The organism is Cellulophaga baltica (assembly GCF_900102165.1).
GTDB classification, from domain to species: Bacteria; Bacteroidota; Bacteroidia; order Flavobacteriales; family Flavobacteriaceae; genus Cellulophaga; species Cellulophaga baltica.
Genome location: NZ_FNBD01000006.1, coordinates 190,659 through 208,067, shown reverse-complemented (window position 1 = coordinate 208,067; position 17,409 = coordinate 190,659). Strand labels below are relative to the sequence as shown.

The following is a 17,409-nucleotide window of genomic DNA, read 5'->3' as shown; positions in this document are numbered from 1 at the left end:
AAAATGAGCACAACCAAACCCACCATAGCAAACCACGGCAGTATGAAACAATCATGGTCTTCTCTAGAAAAAAGACGAAATACAATTCTAAATATTGGATATGGCATGATTGCATTTAAAAGCAACCTAAAAAGGGCTCTTAGAAAGAAATTTAATAGCTTGTTTTTTCGGAGAAATGCACCAGCAAATAGCATCGATGAAGCAGTGATTAAAGAAATGGATAGTCCCGTTTAGTAGGTTCTAAATCAGGATATAAATTAAATTATATGGTATGAACGAAGCAAAAATTTTAGTTTACGATGGAAGTTTTAATGGATACTTAACAGCTGTTTTTCAAGCTTTTGAGCAAAAGTTGATTATTGCAGATATTCAGAAAGAGGAAAGCGCACAAAGTGGTTTGTTTTCTGATGCAAAATTAGTTTATACGGATGTTTTAAAATCAAAGCGGGTTTGGAATGGCATACAGAAAAAGAATAATACAGCCATAAAGAATATATACTTTGCATTTCTTAGCGAAACAAAAGGAATAGAGCTACTACTCTATCGGTATATTCAAAAATTGTTTTCAGAAACGGAACTATTGCATCTTAATTTTTCTGATGATATTGTGCTAAAAATTAGTCAACTTGCCAAATCTGTAGGAAGAGAAAAACATCGTATGGAAGCGTTCGTCCGATTTCAATTAACAAAAGATGCTATTTATTTTTCTAATATAGAGCCAGATTTTGATGTGCTACCCTTAATTTCTAAACATTTTAAAAGCAGGTATGCAGACCAGCAATGGATTATTTATGATGTAAAACGCAAATACGGCATCTATTATAATTTAGACGCCGTTGAGTTCATTACTTTAGATATGGATGGGATTCATAGCAACAAAACGAAAAAAAGCAATGTTTTTACAGATGAAGAATATGAGTTTCAGGATTTATGGAACAACTATTTTAAAAGCACAAATATTGCTTCAAGAGTGAATTTAAAGTTACATACTCAGCATGTGCCAAAGCGCTATTGGAAATATTTGAGTGAGAAAAAAGCAGTATCCTAGTATATTGTACTATTGTTTATTACGAACAGATTTATGCTTTTAGTTATTTAGATTTTTCGCCCACAAAATGATCGCTTTGATTTTTAAATAGCACATTAAATGTCGTTAAGCTTCCATATATTCTAGTAATGTATTGTTGTAAATCAATCTTTTCTTGATCATCTAAATTCTCGCTAGCGTTTATTTTTTGTTCCATTACCCTAATACGGTCACGAACCATGACTATTTTATGAAAAAAGGTGTCAATAGGTACAATTTTATCACTCAAATTAGAATCACCCGGTTGCATCACAATCGTTCCGCCACGCCATTTATCAGCAATAGGGGTAACAGAGCTAGCATCACTCCATTTTCTTAAAATTGAAATCAGAGATTGTTCTACTTCAGAAAAACTAATGGTATCCACATCATCTTCTAAAGCTTCAATTACCTCAAAATCAGCGTTTATGTCTATTGTTTCTAATCCGTTTTCCATAAAAGTAACCCAGTAATGTTTTGAAGTTACATTGGTAACAGCACCAAGTCCATATTCCGCATGTTTTATTCTTGAACCGATTCCTAATATTTGCATAATTCTTAAAATTGAAAGTTTGAAATGCTAATTTATGTTAAGCTTTTCAAATCACAAAAAACTAAATATAGCCAGTTATAAAATTAACTATCAAAATTGTATTTTTGTAATTGCAGAAAAAGAAAATGATAAATTACGAAGAGAATATAGAGGTGAAAGGCGCACGCGTTCATAACCTTAAAAATATAGACATTACAATCCCTCGAGAAAAGTTAGTGGTCATCACAGGACTTTCAGGAAGTGGTAAATCATCCTTAGCATTTGACACTATTTATGCAGAAGGGCAAAGAAGGTATATAGAAACCTTTTCAGCCTATGCAAGACAGTTTCTTGGAGGCTTAGAGCGCCCAGATGTGGATAAGATAGATGGTTTATCTCCGGTAATTGCCATTGAGCAAAAAACTACTTCTAAATCACCGCGATCTACCGTAGGTACTATTACCGAAATTTACGATTTTTTGCGATTATTATATGCTCGTGCAGGAGATGCATACAGTTATAATACTGGCGAGAAAATGGTAAGTTATAGCGATGATCAAATTCGGGATTTAATAAAAAAGGATTATGACCAGAAGAAAATTAATATTCTGGCGCCTGTTATTAGATCTAGAAAAGGGCATTACCGAGAATTATTTGAACAAATAGCAAAACAAGGTTTTGTGAAAGTTCGTGTAGATGGTGTAGTAGTAGATATTACTAAAGGAATGAAAGTGGACCGTTACAAGGTGCATGACATTGAAATAGTGATAGACCGACTAAAAGTTATTGATACAGAAGATTTTGATAAACGATTATCAGAAACGATAAACACGGCTATGTATAGCGGTGAAAATGTATTAATGGTTTTAGAAGAAGGACAAAAAATTGCGCGTTATTTCAGTAGAGATTTAATGTGCCCCACTACAGGTATTTCTTATCCTAATCCAGAGCCTAATACATTTTCATTCAATTCTCCAAAAGGGATGTGTTCTCATTGCAGTGGCTTAGGACATGTCTATCAGGTAAATGAAAAGAAGATTTTTCCAAATAAAAAACTAACGATTAAAGCAGGTGGTATTGCTCCTCTTGGAGAGTATAAAAGTTCTTGGGCTTTTAAACAAATAGATACCATTGGCCAACGTTATAAATTTGATATCAACACTCCTATTGAAAAAATTTCTGAAGAAGCTATCAATGTACTGTTAAACGGTACGGTCGAGAGTTTTGATTTAGATTCTAAAACACTGGGTGTTAAGCGTACTTATAAAATTGATTACGAAGGGATATCTAATTTCATTACCAATCAATTTAATGAAGCCGATTCTACCTCTATTAAACGGTGGGCAAAAGAGTACATGGATAAGATAACTTGCCCTACTTGCGATGGTTCTCGTTTACGTAAAGAGTCTTTAAATTTTAAGGTTGATGAAAAGAATATAGCAGTATTAGCGCATTTAGATATTTCTGAATTGGCAGAATTCTTCAAAAAGCTTCCTAAGAAAATTCAGGGAAATCAGCTTAAAATTGCAGAGGAAATTATTAAAGAGATCAGCACTCGAGTTCAATTTTTATTGGATGTTGGTTTGGATTATTTATCTTTAAACAGAAGCTCTAAATCGCTCTCTGGTGGTGAAGCACAACGTATACGTTTAGCCACACAGATAGGATCTCAACTAGTGGGTGTATTGTATATTTTAGATGAGCCTAGTATTGGATTACATCAACGTGACAATGAGCGTTTGATAAAATCATTAGAAGCCCTGAGAGATTTAGGTAATTCTGTAATTGTGGTTGAGCATGATAAAGATATGATTGAGCGTGCAGATCATGTTATAGATATTGGTCCTAAAGCGGGAAAATATGGTGGAGAAATTATATCAGAAGGGAAACCGGAAGATCTTAAAAATTTCAACACGCTGACCGCTGATTATATCTCAGGTAAAAAACAAATTGAAGTACCTAAGCAACGCAGAAAAGGAAATGGTAAAAAAATTACCTTATCTGGTTGTACTGGAAATAATCTTAAAAATGTTACTGCAAGTTTTCCTTTAGGAAAATTAATTGGCGTTACAGGTGTTTCGGGAAGTGGAAAATCTACTTTAATAAACGAAACGCTCTACCCTATCATGAATGCCTATTACTTCAATGGGGTTAAAAAGCCAATGCCGTATAAGAAAATTACGGGATTAGAGCACATTGATAAGGTTATTGATATTAATCAATCTCCCATTGGGAGAACTCCACGTTCAAATCCTGCTACATACACAGGCGTTTTTAGTGAAATTCGTTCTCTTTTTACCAAAACTTCTGAAGCGGCTATTCGCGGATATAAACCAGGAAGATTTAGTTTTAATGTAAAAGGTGGTCGTTGTGAAACCTGTCAAGGTGGTGGCTTGCGTGTTATTGAAATGAATTTCTTGCCAGACGTCTATGTGGAATGTGAAACCTGTAATGGGAAACGTTTTAATAGAGAAACTTTAGAGATTAGGTATAAAGGTAAGTCTATAGCAGATGTTTTGGAAATGACCATCAATGAAGCAGTAGATTTCTTCGAATTAATTCCAAAAATACACAGAAAACTTAAGACTATTAAAGAAGTTGGTTTAGGCTATATTTCTTTAGGGCAGCAGTCTACAACACTCTCTGGTGGAGAAGCGCAACGTATAAAATTAGCCACAGAACTTTCTAAAAGAGATACTGGAAATACTTTTTATATATTAGACGAACCAACAACAGGTTTGCATTTTGAAGATATTAGAGTATTGATGGAAGTTTTAGAGCGTTTGGTAGATAAAGGAAATACTATTCTTGTTATAGAACACAATATGGATGTCATTAAAATGGCAGACTATATTATTGATATAGGTTATGAAGGTGGTAAAGGAGGCGGTAAACTCGTTGCAAAAGGTACGCCTGAAGAGGTGTGCAAAGATAAAAAGAGTTATACGGCAAAGTTTCTTAGAAAAGAATTAGGTTTGTGAATAGTAGAATAAGCAGCAAAAAGATTAAAATATAAGCATAGTAATAAAGATTATAAAGATAGAATGAGAAAAGAACAACATCATAAGGGTTGGAATGAGATAAAAACAAACGATTCATGGGCCTTATTTAAAATAATGGGGGAATTCGTAAACGGATTCGAAAAAATGAGTCAAATTGGCCCTTGTGTTTCCATATTTGGATCAGCAAGAACTAAAGAAGAAGATAAATATTACCAATTAGCTATTGAAGTCGCTAAAAGTATTGCAGAAGCTGGTTATGGTGTTATTACTGGAGGAGGCCCAGGTATTATGGAAGCTGGTAATCGTGGAGCTAATTTAGCCGGAGGAACTTCTGTAGGTTTAAATATTGATTTACCATTTGAGCAGCATGACAATCCTTATATTGATAGCGATAAAAGTTTAGACTTTGATTACTTCTTTGTTCGTAAAGTTATGTTTGTAAAATATAGTCAAGGTTTTGTGGTAATGCCAGGAGGCTTTGGTACATTAGATGAACTTTTTGAAGCAATTACCTTAATCCAAACCAATAAAATTGAGAAATTCCCAATTATATTAGTAGGAACGGAATTTTGGAGTGGCCTAATGGATTGGATTAGAAATACCATGCTTACCATGGCTACCATTAGTGAGAAAGACTTAGATTTAATTAAAATTGTAGATACAAAAGAAGAAGTAGTAGATATTATAGATTCTTTCTACAAAGGACATTTACACAGTCCAAACTTTTAATTAAGTATATGCGGATAAGGAAATTTAATTTCTTAATTGCGGTGTTGAATTTTACTGTATGCCTTTTGGCATTCAGTAAAGTTTCATGTCAACATTACAATAAAGTTACTGCAAAACTGAATGATCAGGATAAAACGCTGAACATCATACAAGAGTTTAAATTTCATAATAGTTCCAAAGATACTTTAGAGGTTCTGTATTTTAACGATTGGGCCAATGCCTATAGTAACAAGAAAACACCTCTAGCAAAAAGATTCCAAGAAGAGTTTAAAAAGAATTTTCATTTAGCAAAAGATGAGGAACGGGGTTATACAAAAATCTATAGCATTATAGATGAGAAGTTTTCGGTAGTCAATTGGGAACATACTCCAGAAAGCGATATTTTAAAGCTAGAATTAAACAAGCCCATTGGACCTGATGAGTATGCAACGTTTTCATTAACCTATCAGGTTAAACTTCCACAAAATAAATTCACCCTTTTTGGATACAATACCAAGGGCGAGTATTACTTAAGAGATTGGTACTTAACACCAGCTGTTTATGACGGCTCATGGCATTTATACTCCAATAAAGATTTAGAAGATTTATACACAGGCATTACAAATACAGATGTAATGCTCACACTTCCAAATAACCTTTTTGTAATTTCTAATTTTGAGAAAGAAAACGAAATTAAAAAAGAAGGTTTTAAAGAGCTTAATTTAAGAGGAGACTATAGAAAAAGCTGTAGTTTAATTTTATCTCCTACCTCCTACTTCACCAAGCATATTACAGATTATGCCACAGTGGTGACTGATATTAATGTTTCTAAATTTGATGAAATATCTAGAACTATCGCTATAGATAAAGTTTCTGAATACATTTATAAGCACTTAGGGAGCTATCCTCATACAGAATTGGTGGTAAGTACTATAGATTACAACAAAGATCCGTTATATGGTTTAAATCAGCTGCCTTCATTTGTACGCCCTTACGATAATCAGTTTCAATTTGAATTAAAGTATCTTAAAACAGCATTGAATAACTTTTTTAACGAAACCTTATTTCTAGATCCAAGAAAAGAACGCTGGGTGATGGATGCGCTGATTAATTACATGATGATATCCTATGTAGAGGAGAACTATCCAGATCAAAAATTATTAGGGAAATTATCTACGATTTGGGGCTTTAAAAACTTTAACCTTGCAAAAATGAAATTTGAGGAGCAATATCCGCTACTCTATATGTATGCTGCAAGAAAAAACATTGATCAACCTTTAACTACACCTAACGATTCTTTAATAAAATACAATCATAAAATTGGAAACCGTTATAAAGCGGGCGCAGGACTATCTTTTCTGGCCAATTACGTAGGCAAGGAAAAAGTAGATGAGAGTATTAAGGATTTTTATGCTAATTATAAATTAAGACCAGTATCCTCACAAGATTTTGAACGCATTTTAGCCAACAATGTAGATAAAGATATTTCATGGTTCCTAGATGAATATGTGACTACTAATGATCGTATAGATTTTAAAATTAAGAAAGTTGTAAAAGTGGGCGATTCTTTGGGAGTTACCTTAAAAAATAAAAGTGGTACCAACGTCCCTATTTCAATGTTTGGATTGCAAAAAGATTCTGTAGTTTCTAAATATTGGTTCACGGGAATAGATAGTACCAAAACATTTTACATTCCACAGAATGGAGAAGATAAACTGGTTCTTAATTATGACCAGAAAATACCAGAATTTAATCAAAGAGATAATTGGAAATCTTTAGGCGGTTTCTTATCCAGTAATAAGAAATTAAAATTTCAGTTTTTTAAGGATACAGAAGACCCTTTTTACAATCAAATCTTTTATGTGCCTACAATACGTTTTAATATCTATGATGGTATTACTCCGGCCATGCGTATTTATAATAAAACATTTTTAGAACGTCCGTTTCTGTTTGACATATCTCCGGCCTATGCCTTTAAAGAAAAATCACTGGTAGGTTCGGCAGGCTTTAAGTTTAGAAAGTATCATAATAAAACAGGGTTTTATCTTTCTAATTATAGCCTTAGTGGTTCAACCTATCATTTTCAAGAGAATTCACGGTATGTGTCTATAACGCCTGCTGTAAGTTTTGGTTGGCGTCCAGATGATTTCAGATCTAATAAGAGAGATTTTTTAAACATTAGATATGTAAATATCTACAGATCATTAGATGAAAATATTGAAGAACTAGAAACTACTCCTGATTACAGTGTTTTAAACGCAAGATATGGTAGTTTTAAAAACGGAATAATTGATTACTATTCTTGGTTTGCAGATGCCCAATACGCCGGTAATTTTAGTAAAATAGCCTTTAATTTTGAGTATAGGAAACTCTTTGCGAATAACATGCAACTGAACACCCGTTTTTTTGCGGGTAAATTTATCTCCAATACAAGTAATACAGACTTTTACAGTTTTGCATTAGATCGTCCTACTGATTATTTATTTGATTATAATTATTTAGGGAGGTCAGAAGCTTCAGGTTTATATAGCCAGCAGCTAGTTATTGCGGAAGGTGGTTTTAAATCTAAACTAGCAAACCCTTTTGCTAATGATTTTTTAGCAACCACCAACACAAGTATAAGTGTATGGAGATGGATTGAGCTTTATGGAGACTTAGGGTTAACTAAAAACAAGAATGAGAACGCTCGTTTTGTATATGATTCTGGTGTGCGCCTGAATTTGGTAACAGACTATTTTGAGCTCTATTTTCCGCTATATTCCAATAATGGATGGGAAGTGGCGCAACCAGATTATAGTCAGAAAATACGATTTATAGTAACCTTAAGTCCAAGAACACTTACGCGACTTATTACTAGAAAATGGTTCTAAATCTTTATTAAATTTTCATAATAGACGATTTTAATTACGAATTTGATAAATCAATTATTGAATATTTACTAAAATTTAAAAATTCTTTAGTATTTGTAACGATTTATAGATTGCAAAATTCAATCTGTTTTGATATTTTTGCGAAAATGAAATTCTAACGATGAAAGTAAATCTGCAAGACAATAACGACATTTCTTTTGAAGACTTTAAGGAGCAAATTCTTAATGATTATGAAATCGCTGTATTAAGCAGGGAGTGTAGTTTGTTAGGAAGACGAGAAGTACTTACGGGTAAAGCAAAATTCGGAATTTTTGGTGACGGTAAGGAATTACCACAACTAGCAATGGCACGGTCTTTTAAAAATGGAGACTTTAGAAGCGGCTATTACAGAGATCAAACATTTATGATGGCCTTAGGTCATTTAAATGCAAAGCAATTCTTTCATGGCTTATATGCAACTACAGATATTAAAAAAGAACCAATGTCTGCTGGTAGACAAATGGGTGGGCACTTTGTGACACCTAGTTTAAATGAAGATGGGACTTGGAAAGATTTAACTGCACAAACAAATAGTAGCGCAGATATTTCGCCTACTGCAGGCCAAATGCCTAGACTTTTAGGTTTAGCACAAGCATCTAAAATATATAGAAACGTTGAAGGTATAGATACAACTAATTTCTCTAAGAACGGAAATGAAGTAGCATGGGGAACCATTGGAAATGCCAGTACAAGTGAGGGACATTTTTTTGAAACTATTAACGCTGCAGGAGTATTACAAGTTCCTATGGTTATTAGTGTTTGGGATGATAATTACGGAATATCCGTTCATGCAAGACATCAAACTACAAAAGAAGATATTTCTGAAATATTGAAAGGTTTTCAACGTACCGAAGATGCTAAAGGGTATGAAATATTAATCGTAAATGGTTGGGATTATACCGCCTTAATTCACGCCTATGAGAATGCTGCAGATATTGCAAGAGAAGAACATGTACCTGTTTTAATTCACGTTAAAGAACTAACGCAACCACAAGGGCATTCAACTTCAGGTTCTCATGAAAGGTATAAAAGCGAAGAACGCTTAGAATGGGAACGAGAAAACGACTGTAACAAACGTTTTAGAGAATGGATTCTTGAAATAGGTATTGCTACTGACGATGAATTAAAAGTATTAGAAAAAGATATCCGCAAAAACGTTAGAACAGCTAAGAAAGAAGCTTGGAATGAATTCTTGGACTCACATAGGGCCGCTAAGGAAGAATTACTCGCTTTATTGGATAAAGTTTCTGGAAGCAGTCCAAATAAAGTATTCATCACGCGAATTAAGAACGATTTAATTGCTATTGATGAGCCTATCAAAAAAGATATCGCATCAAAAGCAAGAAGAGCATTACGTTATTTAATTGGAGAAGATACCAACGCTAAAAATGAATTAATAGCATTTATAGATCGCTATTACAAAGAGGTACAACCAAAATTCAGTTCTCATTTATATAGTGAGCTACCAAACAATGCGCTAAGTATTAAAGAGGTAAAAGCTGTTTACGATCCAGAAGCTGAAAAAGTAGACGGAAGAATCATATTGAAAGAGAACTTTGATAAACTCTTTACAAATAATCCTGAAGCGCTAATTTTCGGAGAAGATACAGGAGCTATTGGAGATGTAAATCAAGGTTTAGAAGGACTTCAGAAAAAATTTGGAGAATTAAGAATCGCAGATACCGGTATTCGTGAAGCAACAATCGTAGGTCAAGGTATTGGTTTGGCAATGAGAGGATTACGACCTATCGCTGAGATACAATATTTAGATTACTTATTATACGGACTTCAAACCTTAAGTGATGATTTGGCTACCCTACTCTATAGAACAGTTGGAAAGCAAAAAGCACCTTTGATTATAAGAACTCGTGGACACCGTTTGGAAGGAATATGGCACTCAGGTTCACAAATGGGAGGAATTATTAATCTTTTAAGAGGAATGTATATTCTAGTTCCTCGTAATATGGTTAAAGCTGCTGGTTTCTATAATACACTAATGAAAAGTGATGAACCTGCTATTGTCATAGAAAGTTTAAATGGGTATCGCTTAAAAGAAGAATTGCCCACTAATTTAGGAGAAATTTGTACTCCAATTGGTATTGTAGAAACGGTAAAAGAGGGTTCAGATCTTACGGTAGTTTCTTATGGTTCTACATTACGAATAGTACTGCAAGTGGCTCAAGAGCTTAATGAGGTGGGTATTGATATAGAAGTTATTGATGCGCAAACCTTACTTCCTTTTGATGTAAATAAAGACGTCGTAGAGAGTGTAAAGAAAACTAATAGATTACTTGTCGTTGATGAAGATATGCCTGGAGGTTGTTCGGCTTATTTAATTCAAGAAATAGTTGAGAACCAAGATGGCTATAAATATTTAGATAGTGCACCTCAAACATTAACAGCAAAAGCACATAGACCTGCTTATGCTACAGATGGTGATTATTTTTCTAAACCAAATGCAGAAGATATTTTTGAGAAAATTTATGGTATCATGCACGAAGCAAACCCTGGGAAATTTTCTAAATTGAGATAACGCGGTTGTGAAATAATAGAATTTTCTTACATATTTATTGATTTTATTTACAATTATAAACAAATAGAAACTATAGGAGCACGTTTGGTCAAAAACTGAAGTTAATTTTTAATATAGTAATAAATTATTGTTACTTTTAATTAAAATTATCCCCAATATTACGATGCAAAAAAAACTATTTAATGAAATAGGACTGGCGTTACTTCGCATAGTTCCTTCTGTTATGATGATAACACATGGTATACTAAAATTTCAAAAATTAATTGCAGGCAATATAAAATTCCAAGACCCTATTGGTATAGGTGAAGCTCCTTCATTATTTCTAGCGGTTATTGGAGAATTAGTATGCCCTATATTAATAATTTTAGGTTTTAAAACTAGATGGGCCGCATTACCTGCAGCTATAACTATGGGGGTAGCAGCTTTTATCACTCATGGATCGGACCCTTTAGCTACAAAAGAATTAGCGCTGCTTTATCTTACGTTCTTTGTGGTTATTATGTTCGTAGGCCCAGGAAAGTATAGTTTCGATAGAAAATAATTACATAATTCTCACAAGAAGCTCTTTCAGAAGGTCTTCTTGTGATAAACTTGCCCCCACTCCTTTGCCCTTTACATCCAACTCACGCAGGTGCGCTATGATCATACTTACTTTCTTCATAGGGTAGTTTTTTGCTGCAGTTTGGTATTCTCCAACAAAATAAGGACTTATCCCTAATGCACTAGCGACTGTTTTTGGATTATGATCTTTCAAGCCATGATATTGTAGGAGTTGTATAAAAAAACTATTGAGCAAGGTCACCGTTAAGACAAACGGATTATCTTTAGGATTTTGTGCAAAATAATTTAAAATACGTGTAGCTTTTAGTACGTTACGTTCTCCTAATGCTTTTTTAAGCTCAAAATTATTATAATCTTTACTAATCCCTATATTCTCTTCAATAGCTTGAGGCGTAATTTCTTGGCTTTTTGGAATTACTAATTTCAGTTTTTCCAACTCATTATTAATCTTGCTCAAATCTGTTCCTAGAAATTCTACAAGAAGAATAGCTGCTTTAGGAGTTATTCCGTATCCACTACCCGCTAATACTTTTCGGATCCAATCAGAAACTTGATTCTCATATAATTTTTTACTTTCAAAAAGTACGCCTGCTTTTTGTACCGCTTTGTATACTTTCTTGCGTTTGTCTAGTTTGGCATATTTGTAACAAATCACCAAAACGGTCGTAGGTTGTGGATTGTCAGCATAGGCAGCTAAATTATCTATGGTTCTAGATAAATGTTGTGCTTCTTTTACAATAATTACTTGATGCTCCGCCATCATAGGATAACGTTTAGCATTGCTTATGATATCATCTATGGTAACATCTTTTCCATACAACGTCATTTGATTAAAACCGCGTTCTTCCTCAGCAAGAATATTGTTCTCTATATATTCGGAAAGCTTATCGATGTAATATGCCTCTTCCCCCATCAGAAAATAAATTGGCTTTATCTTCCGTGCTTTTATATCGCTAACAATCTTTTTTACTTCATCCATTCAGAAAAAATCATCAAATTTGTGCCATGCAAGTATTGAATTTTCCTGCTTATGACTTTCGATTCAAAAATAGCGAAAATAAAGTCTATATTTTTGATGTTGTCCGTAAAAAATTTGTGGTTCTGCAGCCAGAAGAATGGGTGAGACAACACATTGTACATTACCTAATTACAGAAAAAAAGTATCCATTAAGTCTTGTCAATGTTGAAAAACAATTAAAAGTAAATGGCATGGTAAAACGATATGATGTGGTTATTTTCAATTCTGATGGAACTATAAAAGTACTTGTAGAATGTAAAGCTCCAGAAATCAACATCACGCAAAATGTTTTTGATCAAATAGCAAGGTATAACATGCAACTTCAAGCAGAATATTTAATGGTAACAAATGGCTTGTCTCATTTTTACTGCGAAATGGATTTTCAAAAAGAAAAGTATGCTTTTTTGCGTGATATTCCTGAATTTAGCCGTTAATTTGTGAACTTCAAAAATAATCGTAACACTATTGTACTTTGTTGTACTAGCTGTTCTTAATTGAAAAAATATCCAGCAAATTAGTTTGGTACTTAGTTAATGTCTAAAATTGCAGTTGTTATACTTAATTGGAACGGGGAAGAATTATTAGAACAATTTCTACCTTCCGTTCAAAATTTTTCCAAAGGCGCCGCAATTTATGTGGCTGATAATGCTTCCACAGACAATTCAATTGCGTTTATCAAAAAAAACTACCCTGCAATAAAAATCATTGAGAATGCTAGCAATGGAGGTTATGCAAAAGGTTATAATGATGCTTTACAACATGTAGAGGCAGATATCTTTTGCTTACTGAATTCTGATGTGGAAGTTACTGAGAATTGGCTTACACCCATTTTAAACCATTTTGACGAGCATCCTGAAGTTGCTATTATTCAACCTAAAATCTTAGATTACAAAAGAAAAGAATATTTTGAATATGCTGGTGCTGCTGGTGGTTTTATAGATCAGTTAGGATATCCTTTCTGTCGAGGCCGAATTTTTCAAGCGTTGGAAAAGGACAAAGGACAGTATGATGATGTCAAAGAAATTTTTTGGGCAACAGGCGCTTGTTTATTTATTAAGAGTGCCGTTTTTAAGGAATTAAAAGGATTTGATGAAGATTATTTTGCACACCAAGAGGAAGTAGATTTATGTTGGCGGGCACATAATCATGGATATAAAATTTTTTATGTAGGTACTTCTAAGATATATCATTTAGGAGGTTCTACCTTGAGTAACATGAATCCGAAGAAAACATTTTTAAACTTTAGAAATTCCTTGTACTCTATCACTAAAAATTTACCGCGTAAAAAAGCATTTCCCATTATATTTTTCCGATTGCTTTTAGATGGTGTTGCTGGGATACGGTTTATTCTTCAAGGAAAATTCAGTCATTGTTTCGCTATATTGAAAGCGCATTTAAGCTTTTATGTGAACTTTTCGAAAATTTTTAAAAAGCGAGAGAAAACGAAATATATGCCTAATTATTATACAGTGAAGTCCATTGTATGGTCTCACTTCGTATATCATAACAGAAAGTTTAAGAATTTAGTAAAACATTAACGAAAGCGAAATGTTAACGTATCGCTTTTTGTATAATTTTGCTATGAATTAACAAATTAATTTAAGAATTAATAATTATGAACAAAATCATTTTAGGCTGTTTAGGGGTTACTTTATTATTATCCTCTTGTGTGTCACAAAAAAAATATGCCGACTTAGAGGCAAAAAGTAAAGAAACTCAAGATTTATTAAACTCTGCAACTGTAAAATTAAACACTTGTTTAGAAGAAAAAGCATCTGCTTCTTCAAGATTAAAAACTTTAGAGGATCAAAATGCATTCTTAAAAAGTAACAATCAGGATTTAATAAACAACATGGGTAATTTAACTACCTTATCTTCTAAAGGTGCTCAAAACCTTGAGAAGTCCTTAGAAAGTTTACAAGAAAAAGATTTAACCATCAGAAAATTAAACGACGCTATTACTCGTAGAGATTCTGTAAACTTATCTTTAGTACAAAGTTTAAAAGGTGTACTTGGTAATTTAGATGATCAAGACATTGAAATTAGCGTTGAAAAAGGTGTTGTTTTCGTATCTATTTCTGATAAATTGTTATTTAGCAGCGGTAGTTATAATGTAACTAGTAGAGCTAAAGAGGTTTTAGGCAAAGTTGCTAAGGTGGTAAACAATAAACCAGATTTCGAATTTTTAGTTGAAGGTCATACTGATGATGTTCCTTACAGAAAAGGTATTTTATTAGACAACTGGGATTTAAGTGCTAAACGTGCAACTGCTGTTGTTCGTATCTTACAAAACGATTACAATGTTGATCCTAAGCGTATGACTGCTGCAGCAAGATCTTCTTATGTTCCTTTATCTACAACAGATAAAGCTAAAAATAGAAGAACTCGTATTGTAGTACTTCCAAAAATCGATCAGTTCTATGAAATGATTGAAGAAGGAATGAAAGATCCAGCTATCAATAACTAAGAAATTGATATCATATATAAAAGGCGACCAATTGGTCGCCTTTTTTTATGCTCAAAATTTAAATAGTTTCGTTTAGAAAATATCAATAGGTCCTTTGCCTTCTCTTACTACTACAGGCTCACCATCAGATAAATCAATTACGGTAGAAGCGGTATTATCACCATAGCCACCATCTATAACGATATCAACAAGGTTTTGCCATTTCTCAAAGATTAATTCAGGATCTGTCGTGTATTCTAAGAGCTCATCTTCATCTCGTATAGATGTAGATACAATTGGATTGCTCAGAGCTTCTACAATGGCTTTAGCGATACTATTGTCTGGTACACGAATACCTACGGTCTTTTTCTTTTTAAATTCTTTAGGAAGGTTGTTATTGCCAGGCAGTATAAAAGTATAGGGTCCTGGTAAAGCTCGTTTTAATATTTTAAAAGTGGGGGTGTCTATTTGGCGAACGTAATCTGATAAATTACTCAAATCTGCACAGATGAAAGACCAATTAGCTTTGTCTAGTTTAATACCCTTAATTCGGGCAATTTTCTCTAAAGCTTTTGTATTGGTAATATCGCAGCCCAAACCATATACCGTATCGGTAGGGTAAATTACCAGTCCTCCCTTTTTTAGTACCTGAATCACCTTTTTTATTTCTTTGGGATTTGGGTTTTCAGGGTATATTTTAATAAATTCAGCCATAATTTAAAGTTGTATATTAAAGGTACTATTTTTTATTCAGGTACTATTAATTCAACTAGTGGTAATACTAACGCTATTGAAAATAAAAAATCCATTAGCAATTACTAATGGATTTTTAAACTCTTATATAAGAACTTGTCTTAAGAATATGTAATGCTGTGCCCTACGGTTGCGGTGTAGGATGAGGACAATATAGTATCTACATAAATCCATTCAGAGGTTACTGATGTTTGATTAAATGTAGTCATCATATACCCTCTTCTTGAGGCATCAAAATAGTTTAACCCATCTATTAATGTTGTTAATGCTTGCTCAAAGCCACTAATAAATGCAGCATCTGTAGTACCCAAGTACGTTTCAAAACCTGGAGAACTAACACTAGAAGTGGCTAACTCTACGCCTACTTCCGTTCCATTTTTATCGAACAGTGTATTGTTCCACGCGTTATGGGTATCACCAGCGAAGGTTATTATTTTTTTTCCATTCAAAGCTTGGTAAATCTCTTCTCTATCTCCTGGGTAACCATCCCAAGCATCTAAGTTGTATGGAATTGTGTTGAGAACTTTAGCTTTCTCCTCCGCTGTTAAGCTAGGGTCATCATTTTCCATTCTCGTTTTGATAGTAACTAATTCCGTTAATATTTCTCCAAAATTATCTGCACCGAAAGCAGTTAGCATAGCAATAGGAATATACATTTGTCCCATTAAAACCTGTTGCCCAAGGACCTGCCATTTGCTACTACTGCCTGCTAACTCACTTAATAGCCATTCTTTTTGTGTAGATCCTAAAATTGTTCGCGTTGTAGCATTTAAATCGCTTTTTAAGGCTTCTGTATTTAAGCCTGTTGCCGTAAAGTAATTAGATATATTTAACTGCTTGTCCCTTCCAATAAGCCGTGTGTCTAGCATCATCATATGTACTAGATTTCCAATATTTATACTTCTATAAATAAGGCTATTATTCTCTTTGTTTACTCGGGAAAAAGGTAAAAACTCGCTGTAAGATTGTAAGGCATTTTGTTTTCTTAATTCAAAGCTTCCTTCCGTGGCGTCATCATGGTTCTCTGCACCATCCTTATAAGTATCATTAGCAATTTCATGATCATCCCAAATGCATATAAAAGGCTTTTTTTGATGAGCTAATTGCAAATCTATATCGGATCTATATTGTTTGTAGCGTGTTCTATAATCCTCTAAAGTGATGATTTCTCCTGCGGGTTCATGCTGGCGATTCAGAAAAGCATTCTCAGCTGTAGATCCGTAACCGCCGGCTTCATACTCATAAAAATAATCGCCCAAGTGTATGATAATATCTGCATCTGATTTCGCCATAGCATTATACGAATTGAATAATCCTGCTTGGTAGTTAGAGCAAGAACAAACGGCAAGTTTAATAGAAGATGCCTTTTCTGGAAGTGTTATGGTTTCTCCTACTACAGAGATAGCAGAATCTATTGGACTAGCAAACCTGTAATACAGTTTTAGATGCTCTTCTAATTCTGTAACTTCAATAGCCAAAGTATTATCTCTTGATGCTTCTGTAGTAATTTTACCGCTTCTTAAAATAGATGTAAAAGAGGCATCTGTAGCTAATTCCCAAACTATCTCGGCATTTGCGGTAGCATAGCGTGTCCATAAAATCACAGAAGAACTGCTTGGATCAAAACTAGCAACCCCTTCATGGAAGTTTTTGATAGTTAATAGATTAGTATCTAGCTCAGAAGCTACTAGGTCATCGTCTTTTTTACAACTAATAAAATTAGGAGCTAAGATGATGCCTCCAGAGGCTAATAATGTTTTTTGAATAAAATTTCTTCTCGTAGTGTTCTTGGTTGACATAAATAGTAAATTTTCATTCAAAAATGATACTATTATCTGACGCCACGGTTAGCAAAACTTTATGGAATTGTTATCTAAAAAT

The 17,409-nt window shown here is 33.6% G+C and carries 14 protein-coding genes; 10 read left to right on the top strand and 4 right to left on the bottom strand.

The window, feature by feature from the left end:
* Positions 1-3: 3 nt before the first annotated feature.
* Positions 4-234 (top strand): hypothetical protein, encoded by a 231-nt coding sequence (locus tag BLQ19_RS12060; protein ID WP_139150254.1) that lies wholly within the window; start codon positions 4-6, stop codon positions 232-234.
* 37 nt (positions 235-271) lie between these two features.
* A complete protein-coding gene (locus BLQ19_RS12055) occupies positions 272-1,048 on the top strand; it encodes a TIGR03915 family putative DNA repair protein (RefSeq protein WP_074538508.1) in 777 nt (258 codons plus the stop codon).
* Positions 1,049-1,091: 43 nt separating this feature from the next.
* On the opposite strand, the gene BLQ19_RS12050 is transcribed toward BLQ19_RS12055, so the two are convergent.
* Complete coding sequence (locus BLQ19_RS12050; protein ID WP_074538507.1) at positions 1,092-1,619, bottom strand: DUF8685 domain-containing protein; 528 nt, start codon at positions 1,617-1,619, stop codon at positions 1,092-1,094.
* A 125-nt stretch (positions 1,620-1,744) separates the two neighbouring features.
* On the opposite strand from BLQ19_RS12050, the gene uvrA reads away from it, so the two are divergent.
* The 5 genes from uvrA (at position 1,745) to BLQ19_RS12025 (ending at position 11,291) form a co-directional block, all read left to right on the top strand.
* Positions 1,745-4,579 carry an excinuclease ABC subunit UvrA gene (gene uvrA, locus BLQ19_RS12045; RefSeq protein WP_074538506.1) on the top strand — a complete coding sequence of 945 codons (2,835 nt, stop codon included), beginning with the start codon at positions 1,745-1,747 and terminating at the stop codon, positions 4,577-4,579.
* Positions 4,580-4,642: 63 nt separating this feature from the next.
* Complete coding sequence (locus tag BLQ19_RS12040; RefSeq protein WP_024480913.1) at positions 4,643-5,329, top strand: LOG family protein; 687 nt, start codon at positions 4,643-4,645, stop codon at positions 5,327-5,329.
* 8 nt (positions 5,330-5,337) lie between these two features.
* Complete coding sequence (locus BLQ19_RS12035) at positions 5,338-8,178, top strand: gluzincin family metallopeptidase (protein ID WP_074538505.1); 2,841 nt, start codon at positions 5,338-5,340, stop codon at positions 8,176-8,178.
* Positions 8,179-8,338: 160 nt separating this feature from the next.
* A complete protein-coding gene (locus tag BLQ19_RS12030; protein WP_029449326.1) occupies positions 8,339-10,750 on the top strand; it encodes an alpha-ketoacid dehydrogenase subunit alpha/beta in 2,412 nt (803 codons plus the stop codon).
* A 163-nt stretch (positions 10,751-10,913) separates the two neighbouring features.
* Positions 10,914-11,291, top strand: coding sequence for a DoxX family protein (locus BLQ19_RS12025; protein ID WP_024480910.1), 378 nt, complete (start codon positions 10,914-10,916; stop codon positions 11,289-11,291).
* On the opposite strand, the gene holA is transcribed toward BLQ19_RS12025, so the two are convergent.
* Positions 11,292-12,290 carry a DNA polymerase III subunit delta gene (holA, locus tag BLQ19_RS12020; protein WP_024480909.1) on the bottom strand — a complete coding sequence of 333 codons (999 nt, stop codon included), beginning with the start codon at positions 12,288-12,290 and terminating at the stop codon, positions 11,292-11,294.
* Positions 12,291-12,316: 26 nt separating this feature from the next.
* Between holA and BLQ19_RS12015 the strand changes: the two genes are divergently transcribed.
* The 3 genes from BLQ19_RS12015 to BLQ19_RS12005 all read left to right on the top strand — a co-directional run bounded on the left by BLQ19_RS12015 (position 12,317) and on the right by BLQ19_RS12005 (position 14,796).
* The gene (locus BLQ19_RS12015) at positions 12,317-12,763 is read left to right on the top strand and encodes a type I restriction enzyme HsdR N-terminal domain-containing protein (RefSeq protein ID WP_024480908.1); all 447 of its coding nucleotides are present in this window, start codon (positions 12,317-12,319) and stop codon (positions 12,761-12,763) included.
* A 99-nt stretch (positions 12,764-12,862) separates the two neighbouring features.
* Entirely contained in the window at positions 12,863-13,867 is a 1,005-nt protein-coding gene (locus BLQ19_RS12010; protein WP_074538504.1) for a glycosyltransferase family 2 protein, read from the top strand.
* 77 nt (positions 13,868-13,944) lie between these two features.
* Positions 13,945-14,796 (top strand): OmpA/MotB family protein, encoded by an 852-nt coding sequence (locus BLQ19_RS12005; RefSeq protein WP_025615230.1) that lies wholly within the window; start codon positions 13,945-13,947, stop codon positions 14,794-14,796.
* Between the two features lie 72 nt (positions 14,797-14,868).
* Here BLQ19_RS12005 and BLQ19_RS12000 read toward each other — a convergent pair whose 3' ends face one another.
* Positions 14,869-15,489 carry an L-threonylcarbamoyladenylate synthase gene (locus tag BLQ19_RS12000; RefSeq protein ID WP_074538503.1) on the bottom strand — a complete coding sequence of 207 codons (621 nt, stop codon included), beginning with the start codon at positions 15,487-15,489 and terminating at the stop codon, positions 14,869-14,871.
* A gap of 140 nt (positions 15,490-15,629) precedes the next feature.
* Positions 15,630-17,327 (bottom strand): alkaline phosphatase D family protein, encoded by a 1,698-nt coding sequence (locus BLQ19_RS11995; protein ID WP_074538502.1) that lies wholly within the window; start codon positions 17,325-17,327, stop codon positions 15,630-15,632.
* Positions 17,328-17,409 lie beyond the last annotated feature (82 nt).

Coding starts and splice junctions, on each gene's coding strand:
- BLQ19_RS12060 (WP_139150254.1), top strand. CDS start 4: ATGAGCACAACCAAACCCACCATAGCAAACCACGGCAGTATGAAACAA.
- BLQ19_RS12055 (WP_074538508.1), top strand. CDS start 272: ATGAACGAAGCAAAAATTTTAGTTTACGATGGAAGTTTTAATGGATAC.
- BLQ19_RS12050 (WP_074538507.1), bottom strand. CDS start 1,619: ATGCAAATATTAGGAATCGGTTCAAGAATAAAACATGCGGAATATGGA.
- uvrA (WP_074538506.1), top strand. CDS start 1,745: ATGATAAATTACGAAGAGAATATAGAGGTGAAAGGCGCACGCGTTCAT.
- BLQ19_RS12040 (WP_024480913.1), top strand. CDS start 4,643: ATGAGAAAAGAACAACATCATAAGGGTTGGAATGAGATAAAAACAAAC.
- BLQ19_RS12035 (WP_074538505.1), top strand. CDS start 5,338: ATGCGGATAAGGAAATTTAATTTCTTAATTGCGGTGTTGAATTTTACT.
- BLQ19_RS12030 (WP_029449326.1), top strand. CDS start 8,339: ATGAAAGTAAATCTGCAAGACAATAACGACATTTCTTTTGAAGACTTT.
- BLQ19_RS12025 (WP_024480910.1), top strand. CDS start 10,914: ATGCAAAAAAAACTATTTAATGAAATAGGACTGGCGTTACTTCGCATA.
- holA (WP_024480909.1), bottom strand. CDS start 12,290: ATGGATGAAGTAAAAAAGATTGTTAGCGATATAAAAGCACGGAAGATA.
- BLQ19_RS12015 (WP_024480908.1), top strand. CDS start 12,317: ATGCAAGTATTGAATTTTCCTGCTTATGACTTTCGATTCAAAAATAGC.
- BLQ19_RS12010 (WP_074538504.1), top strand. CDS start 12,863: ATGTCTAAAATTGCAGTTGTTATACTTAATTGGAACGGGGAAGAATTA.
- BLQ19_RS12005 (WP_025615230.1), top strand. CDS start 13,945: ATGAACAAAATCATTTTAGGCTGTTTAGGGGTTACTTTATTATTATCC.
- BLQ19_RS12000 (WP_074538503.1), bottom strand. CDS start 15,489: ATGGCTGAATTTATTAAAATATACCCTGAAAACCCAAATCCCAAAGAA.
- BLQ19_RS11995 (WP_074538502.1), bottom strand. CDS start 17,327: ATGTCAACCAAGAACACTACGAGAAGAAATTTTATTCAAAAAACATTA.